This window comes from Spirulina sp. 06S082 (assembly GCF_034932145.1).
Taxonomy (GTDB): domain Bacteria; phylum Cyanobacteriota; class Cyanobacteriia; order Cyanobacteriales; family Spirulinaceae; genus CCY15215.
This window is the reverse complement of sequence record NZ_JAYGHV010000432.1, coordinates 1-8,206: the sequence shown is the minus strand read 5'-3', so window position 1 is coordinate 8,206 and position 8,206 is coordinate 1. Positions and strand designations below refer to the sequence as shown.

Annotated in this window: 5 protein-coding genes; 3 read left to right on the top strand and 2 right to left on the bottom strand. The window is 45.1% G+C overall.

Going from position 1 to position 8,206, the window contains the following annotated elements:
* Positions 1-512 (bottom strand): AMP-binding protein (locus VB714_RS26095; protein WP_323228154.1); only part of this gene is annotated, 512 nt, incomplete at its 3' end.
* Between the two features lie 229 nt (positions 513-741).
* Here VB714_RS26095 and VB714_RS26090 point away from each other — a divergent pair.
* Positions 742-1,512 (top strand): BMC domain-containing protein, encoded by a 771-nt coding sequence (locus VB714_RS26090; protein WP_323228152.1) that lies wholly within the window; start codon positions 742-744, stop codon positions 1,510-1,512.
* Between the two features lie 134 nt (positions 1,513-1,646).
* Here the strand turns inward: VB714_RS26090 and VB714_RS26085 are convergent, their stop codons facing one another.
* On the bottom strand, positions 1,647-6,476 hold the full coding sequence (locus VB714_RS26085) for a CHAT domain-containing protein (protein WP_323228151.1): 4,830 nt from the start codon (positions 6,474-6,476) through the stop codon (positions 1,647-1,649).
* A 121-nt stretch (positions 6,477-6,597) separates the two neighbouring features.
* On the opposite strand from VB714_RS26085, the gene VB714_RS26080 reads away from it, so the two are divergent.
* The gene (locus VB714_RS26080; protein ID WP_323228149.1) at positions 6,598-7,641 is read left to right on the top strand and encodes a dipeptide epimerase; all 1,044 of its coding nucleotides are present in this window, start codon (positions 6,598-6,600) and stop codon (positions 7,639-7,641) included.
* Positions 7,638-8,206, top strand: a 569-nt coding sequence (locus VB714_RS26075) for a DUF1611 domain-containing protein (RefSeq protein WP_323228148.1), incomplete at its 3' end; no start/stop codon positions are given. The genes VB714_RS26080 and VB714_RS26075, both read left to right, overlap by 4 nt.

The following is an 8,206-nucleotide window of genomic DNA, read 5'->3' as shown; positions in this document are numbered from 1 at the left end:
CCCAAGGTCATTAACTGGGTAAAATTCAGGATTTTTAAGGGGGTGTCGTTGGGTGGTTTTTCGTCGGAAAGTAAAACAATAAATTCAACAGGTAGATCGTCAATTTCAGGTTTGAGTTTTTTCAAAGTTGGTACATCTTGAACCACCAACCCCGTACTATCGCTATCTCGGAAAATGTAGAGAAGTTCATTTCGTTCCGCTTTTGCCGATCGCACGGCATTTACAGCCCCCGCAGCCATAATCCCTTGATCTGCGATAAACCAGCGCGGGCTATTATCAGCAAAGAGGGCAATTTTGCTATCCGGTTTTACCCCCAAGGCTTGTATCCCCATCGCAAATTGACAAATTTTCTCGTAAAGCTGCTCATAAGTGAGAATAACTTCTGGTTTGGTGTGGGGATCGTGAAGGGCAACAGTTTGAGCAAATTCTCGGGCGACTAGCGGCCAAACTTCTGGTAGGGAGTCTAGGGAGGAATGATCCAGGGGCTGAAAGGAAGAAACTGTTGTATTCATAGATGGCGCGTTCACGCTGCTAACAGGGGATGATGGTACTGTTATCATTTTAACCACAAATTAAACTGCTTTCCTTCAACTTAGTCTGGGAATCTGTTACATTTTCGCGATAGGGGACAAAATACAAGCTGTCTTTATGTATAAGGGGTTTGTAGCTGTTTTTTGCCAATAAACTTTGCTAGGCTGAAGGAGAAGAAAAGCACTCCGAGAACATTAGAAGAAAAAACCCATGTCTGAAATAGAAATTAAAAAGCGAGTTATGATGGAAAGCGCCCTTGGGCTAGTCTGTACTCGCAGTTTCCCCGCGATCGTCGGCACAGCAGATATGATGCTAAAATCCGCAGGGGTTATTTTGGTGGGATATGAAAAAATCGGCAGTGGCTATTGTACCGCGATCGTGCGCGGCAAAACGGCTGACGTGCGTCTCGCTGTGGAAGAAGGGGCGAAAACCGCCGAACAATTTGGACAACTGATCAGCAAAATGGTGCTTCCTCGTCCTCTCCCCAATCTAGAAGCGATCTTTCCTATAGGCACTCACTTAATTGAAGAAGCACAAGAACAACGCGGTTACAGCCGCTTGAGCAATCAATCCCTCGGTTTGCTGGAAACGCGAGGTTTTCCGGCGATGGTAGGTGCCTCAGATGCCATGTTAAAAGCAGCAGATATTCAATTGGCGGGTTATGAAACTATTGGAGATGGTTTATGTACCGCGATCGTGCGAGGAACTGTAGCGAATGTTGCTGTCGCGGTAGAAGTGGGGATGTACGAAGCAGAAAGAATTGGCGAATTTAGTGCTGTGATGGTGATCCCTAGACCGTTAGAAGATTTAGAACATACTCTTCCTGTGGCAGAATATTGGCTAGAAAAACCCGATCCTCTACCGTTATTAATGCCGAAGTCCGACCGACAGAAACAGCGAGAAACTCTGGCACTTCCAGAGTTGGAAAAAATGCCGCTTCGGTTGAAAAAAAGAGAAGAAATCGAAGAATTTTTAGAGTAATTTAACCTCTATTGTCACGATCGCAATCCTGTGCCAAAACATTCTCCAATAGAACCGATGCAAATCAAATTCCAAATCTTGGGAGATGCACCCGACTGGTTGTGTATTCCTGTCGAAATGCAAGGGTTTTGGCATTACCAAGGAGTACCAATTAAAGTGAAGGCACTCCAAAAATAAGGATGGCTTAAATCACTTCCTCCTTCTAACTTTTGAGTTAAAGCGATCGCGCCCCTCGTGGTCACGATTTCTCCTTCTCCCAATCTTGTTTCTCCGCGAATCATGGCTAATTGCGATCGCCTTAACGCTTCGGCTTTTATGGGTGCCTCTTTTAACTGTTCGTAAAAAGTAGTCATTAGTCCAAATGTGCCCGAATCGCTCACTTGCCATAAACTCCCCAAGGCAGATTTAACTCCCGCCAACACCGCTAAACCCGCAAATCCTAACTCTGCTTGCACGTCTCCCAATGCTGTCTCGCAAGCACTCAACACTAACAATTCTACGGGGGGATCGTGTAAGCCTAAATTGCGAATTTGACTTAGGGGTAATTTTCCAGCCCCTAAATAAATAAAGGACTCATCTGGACTTCCCGACTGGAATTTTCCATGAGTCGCTAAGTGAATCATGCGAAAGGAGTTTTGATTTCGCACTTCTACCAGTTTTTCAGCAGTAAATTCTTCGTTTAAGTAAGAATCTCCTTTCCAGAGTTGATTTGTGAGCAAGTCCACTTCGGCACCGGCTGCGGGTAAGGGGTTTTGGTCGTCAAAGGTTTCTGCACCCATTGCTAAGAGGCTCATTCCTCGCACGTCGGCGTAACTCAGGTCGGTTAAGGCCATGCTGGGCATTAAACTGAGGCTATAGCGTTCGATGAGAAATTGTTCTCCATCGTGAAGGGCGGCGACGGGAATGGAACGCAGTCCTGAATCGAGGAGAAAGGTGAGGTGCTGAATTTCTAGGGTTTCCAAATCTTTGGCTATCGGTTCGATGAGCCATTCATAAAGTTTTTGGGCGGGTGCAATAAAGGAGGTGGGACGACGGGTGTTAATGGTGGCGTTGCGGAAGCGATCGGCAACTCGCAAGGCTAATTCGCGATTGATGGGGACAGGACGAATAACGGGATCGCCGGTAGGAGGAACGAGCATGAGGAAGAGGCGATCGCTGGGAGAATCTTCCGCATTTTCAGATTGACCTACAGCAGGAACAAAAATCGCGTAGAGGAGAGCGGGTTTGACTCCTGTGGCGCGGTATACTTCATCAAGACTGCCTTGGGCGCGGGCGAGGTTGAGTTCGTCTTCGCTGCTGTCTCCATTGGAGGAGGAGTCGCTATTGCTTTCTCCTGAACCTTTATTCGCAGTATCATTGAATCCCGAACTATTTTCACTCGATGAGTCGCTTTCTGATGAGTCGCTTTCTGATGTTTCTGCACCACTGCTACTTGAAGAAGCAGTGCTAGAAGTTGTATCGCTTGCTGATGAACTCTCTCCCCCTGCTGAAGAATTAGAGCTATTGTTGGCGATCGCGCTTCCTCCTGATGAACTCACTCCTCCTGCTGAAGAATTAGGGCTATTACTGGCGATCGCGCTTCCTCCTGATGAACTCACTCCTCCTGCTGAAGAATTAGAGCTATTACCGGCGATCGCGCTTCCTCCTGATGAAGTGAGTCCCCCTGCTCCTCCTGCATTAGCCGCACTTCCTCCTCCTGACGTTCCCCCAGATGTTCCCCCCGAGGAACTACCACTGTCAAAATATTGTTGAAAACTATCAGAGAATTGTGCATCAAATAAGGTAAATGCTTGGGCTGCACTTATCAATTTATTTCCGTTTGTTGAAGGATTAACTAAAGCTAGAGATGGAGAAGGGATATAAAGTAAGTTACTAAAACTATTAAAATTTAGTGTCGGTGTCGTATTAATAACAGGCGTTGTATTAACAACAGGCGTAACAGGTGTTGATGTTACGGAAACTGGGACAACTTCATAGGCTCCAATATCTACAGTTCCTCCCAAAATACGGTTTTCTCCCCGTTGATCGGTAGAGGTGGCGACAAGACCATTATTCCCGGCATTAATCGCAGGACTATTCGCATTGAGAGCATGGGTTTGGGTTGAACCACCATTATTAGCAAGGGGGAGTAACAAAGGGTCAATCCCTTTTATATTGCTGGTATCGGTGGTAATTGTTGCTCCTGTCGCGTTTTGGATGAGACTGAATTGAATCGTATCGAAAGTCCCGCCTAAATTGGGTGCTTCCCCACCCAAGTCGCTGTTTTGAGCAATAATGCTGTTTTCAATGGTAAAAGTATCGATTGTCCCACCGCGAAACATCCCTCCACCATCCCCCGTACCGTTATTATCGGCATCTGCGACATTGAAGGCGATCGTACTGTTACGGATCGTTCCATCTGTCGCAAAAATTCCACCACCATCTTTATTACTAGAGTTTCCAGAAATCGTGCTATTTGTGATGATTGCATTAAAGGTACTAATTCCACCACCATCTCCATTACTAGAGTTTCCAGAAATTGTACTATTTGTGATAGTTGCATTATCAGCATCAATCCCACCACCGTAGGAGTTACTAGAATTTCCAGAAATTGTGCTATTGTTGATGGTTATATTATAGGCATCAACTCCCCCTCCTTCTCCGTTGCTGAAGTTACCTGAAATTGTGCTATCGGTAATAGTTGCATTATAGAAAGCATAACCTCCTCCTCCTTTTTGGTTACTGGAGTTCCCTGAAATTGTGCTATTGGTAATCGTTACATTATTATTGCCAGCAACTCCACCACCATCGTTATTGCTGGAATTCCCTGAAATTGTGCTATCGGTAATAGTTGCATTATAGAAAGCATAACCTCCTCCTCCTTTTTGGTTACTGGAATTCCCTGAAATTATACTATTGTTGATATTTAGAGTGCGGGTATCCACTCCACCCCCGTCTTGGCCACTGAAGTTCCCTGAAACTGTACTATTGTTGATGGTTACGCTGGAGTAAGCATAAATTCCACCCCCATCGTCGGTACTGGAGTTCCCTGAAATTGTACTATTGTTGATGGTCAGACTAGATGTAGCAGATGTAGTCGCAACTCCTCCACCGTCGTTGCCACTCGAATTTCCGGAAATGGTGCTATTGCTGACCGTTAAACTTCCGGAACCATTATGATAAATACCTCCTCCACTTCCTGCCGATGTCCCATTCTGAATGGTTAGATTCTTAATGGTGGCATTATTTGCAGAAATATTAAAAATGCGATTCGTTCCACCTCCATCAAGAAATAGATTATTTTGTCCCGTTCCCTCTAAAGTTAAATTGTCAATTGACCAGTTGATTTCATTCCCTGTCAAATCAATCGTCACCACTCCTGCAAATGCTGTCGGGTCAAATGTAATGGTGTCTCCCATAGTTGCTACACTTTCAGTAACATCTTTTAAAGAACCTGCTCCACTCCCTGTTGTAACTGTAACCGTTGCTAACTTCCCATCCCAGTTCGCTAAAGTTCCATCGGTAAACGGTATCCCTGCCTCAATATTTCCCGTACTATACTCCAATACCCAATTGCCTCCATAATTAGCACTTCCCGTTGCATCTACCGAAGCGGCTACATCTGCACCTGTCGCATTGGCAATCTGATTAACTAAACTTTCTCCTGCTGCCCCTAAAGCGGTAAAACAACTATAGAGCAAAATATCTGCAAGAGGAGAGAGAGATTCTCCCCAACTTTCCAATTGAGTGCGATATTGTTGAACGTTTTGCGCTGTAATAAAATCTTTCCCTAACCAGAGTTCCCCAGAATGTCCTTCTGCAACGATGCTTAGAGTCTCGATGGGGTCATTGGCAAAATTCAAGACTTCGGTAATCTTAGTAATACCATCTTCACCTCTGAGCACCAAACGGGAAACGGTGCCGGCTTCTCCTCCATAGAGTAATTCATAGGGATTATCTGCTCTCTCGTCAATGAAGGTATAATCCCAAGAATCCCCAACTTTTTCGCCAAAGCGCATCACTGTGGGGCTGTGTTGCGTTCCATCCCCCGTGCGAATTAAGGTTGGATCGTGAGGTTGAATGGGATTTATGGCTGCAAGATTAACATTTTCCCCCTGCACTTCCCCCGTCACGATTAAATCTCCCGTGTTTGCATTCGCCAGATTTGCATCTGTCGGGGAAGGAGAAGCTGTTAATAGTGCGGGAATATCCAACATTGTGAAAGGAAGAATCTCACCATTGCTATCTTTGGGAATCTCAACCTCTAAACTCAAGAGACTCCCTGCTTGCTGAATGCGGATTAAGCTGCTCCCCGGAACAGCAGCAAGGGTTATGGTACCATTGGGCGCATTGAGACTGCCTGTATTGATGACCGTTCCCCCAATTAAGGTTAAATTTTGCCCCGCATTAACAGCTAAATTCCCTTGATTGAGAATTGCGCTGGGTTGGGAAACATCAAAGGCAAATTGAAAAGGGATTCCCGTTAATTCTGTGTAATTGTTTTCTCCGAAAGCATTAAACCATTGATTATTGCCAAAACCAATTCCCGTCGCTGTCGTCGCTGTAAAATCTCCCGGTACGTTTAAACTGGCATTACTCCCAAAAACTATTCCCGCAGGGTTCATCAAAAATAAGTTAGAATTTCCTCCTGTCACTTGAATTAAACCGTCAATGAGGGAAGGATTTCCACCGACAACGCGACTGAGAATATTTTGAATATTGGGATTAGAGATAAAGTTGGCAATTTCCCCCGCAGAAAGACCGAATTCTTGAAAACTGTGAAATAAGTTATTTCCCGCAGTGGTTCCTCCTGTAATCTGGAATTGACTGCCTTGGGGTGTCACTATTGTTCCCGTGCCATCATTGATTCCAGAAATTGTCTCTGCTTTGGCTGACGGTGTTGCGATCGCCGTGAATACCAAAGCCAGAACAGAAAACCAGTAAGCTAGAGAATGAGAGAGAGGGGATTGACGGTAAATGCCCATGAGACTAGAGAGAATCTTAACGAGGTCTATCTATCATAATCCAAATGTTGGAATCAAGTTAAATTTAAGTAAAGATTGTCACGATCGCAATCCTGTGCCAAAACATTCTCCAATAGAACCGATGCAAATCAAATTCCAAACTTTTACAGTCCGCAAGCGCGTACCTCTAACCATTAGTCGGGGGACGAGTGCAGGAAATACTAATATTTGGGTGAGATTACAACATTATGGTCTGGAAGGGTGGGGAGAAGCAATGCCTTTTTCCATTATCCAAGAAAGCAAACCCAGTCCAGAAAAGCTAATCGAAGAATTAAACGCTCTGATTCCCAGTTTAGAACAGTTTACGCCTTTAGAACGGCAAAAAATTGAGGGGGTTTTACAAGAGGCGAAAACATCAACTCCCGTGAGGGCGGCGATCGATATGGCACTCTATGATTGGTTGGGAAAACGTGCTTATTTACCTTTGTGGAAGTTGTGGGGTTTAGATTTAAGTCGCATTATTCCTACTTCAGTAACTGTGGGAATTAGTTCCCCAGAAAAGGCAAAGGAAAGAGTCCGTCAATGGCAACAATTATTAGATGCGAAGGTTTTTAAGTTGAAATTGGGCAGTCCCGAGGGTATTGAATACGATCGCGCTCTTTTTCTGGCTGAGAGAGAAGAAATACCCCATGCAGAAATCAGCGTTGATGCCAATGGGGGGTGGAGTTTATCTGATGCGATTAAAATGTCTCAATGGTTAGAAAAACAGGGTGTTTGTCATCTCGAACAACCTTTAAATGTTGCTGCAGAAAAGGACTTTCCGATTTTGTATGAAAAGTCCCCTTTGCCAATTTTTATTGATGAAAGTTGTTTTAATAGTGCTGATATTCTGCGTTTATCCCATTGTATTCATGGCATTAATGTCAAGATTATGAAATCCGGGGGACTCACGGAAGCCTTGAATATGATTCGTATTGCCAAGGTCTTAAATCTGCAAATCATGTATGGTTGTTATTCTGATAGTACCTTGGCGAATACGGCCATGTCTCAATTGGCACCTTATGCGAATTATATCGATCTTGACAGTCACTTAAATTTAGTTGACGATCCCTTTCGGGGAGCAAGGTTAGATAATGGGAGATTAGTACCAAGAAATTTCCCGGGTTTGGGGGTTGAGTTGGAATGAGATTAACTAAAAATCATCGCGTGGCGATTTTATTACATGACGGGATTAGCGGCCATTCGGGGAAGACGGGTTTGGCGTTGTTGCGCTATGGAGAAGCGACTGTAGCGGCGGTTATCGATCGCGGCCATGCGGGGGGGTCTTTAGCGGCATTAACGGGCATTCCTCGCGATATTCCCATTGTTGCTTCGGTGGGGGAGGCGATCGCCTATCAACCCGATGTTTTATTAATTGGCATTGCTCCTTCTGGGGGCATTCTACCGGAGGAGTGGCAGCAAGAGGTTAAAGAGGCTATTTTAGCGGGGTTATCTGTGGTCAATGGTCTTCATAGTCCAATGGGGGAAATTGCAGGGGAATTGCGCGAGGGGCAATGGATTTGGGATATTCGTCAAGAACCTTCGGGGTTGGGTGTTGGTCGGGGTAGGGCGCGATCGCTAACTTGTGAGAGGATTCTGACGGTGGGGACGGATATGGCGATCGGTAAAATGTCAGCCAGTTTGGAGTTAAGAAAAGTTGCTCAAAAACGGGGCATTTCCACGCGGTTTTTGGCGACGGGACAAGGGGGACT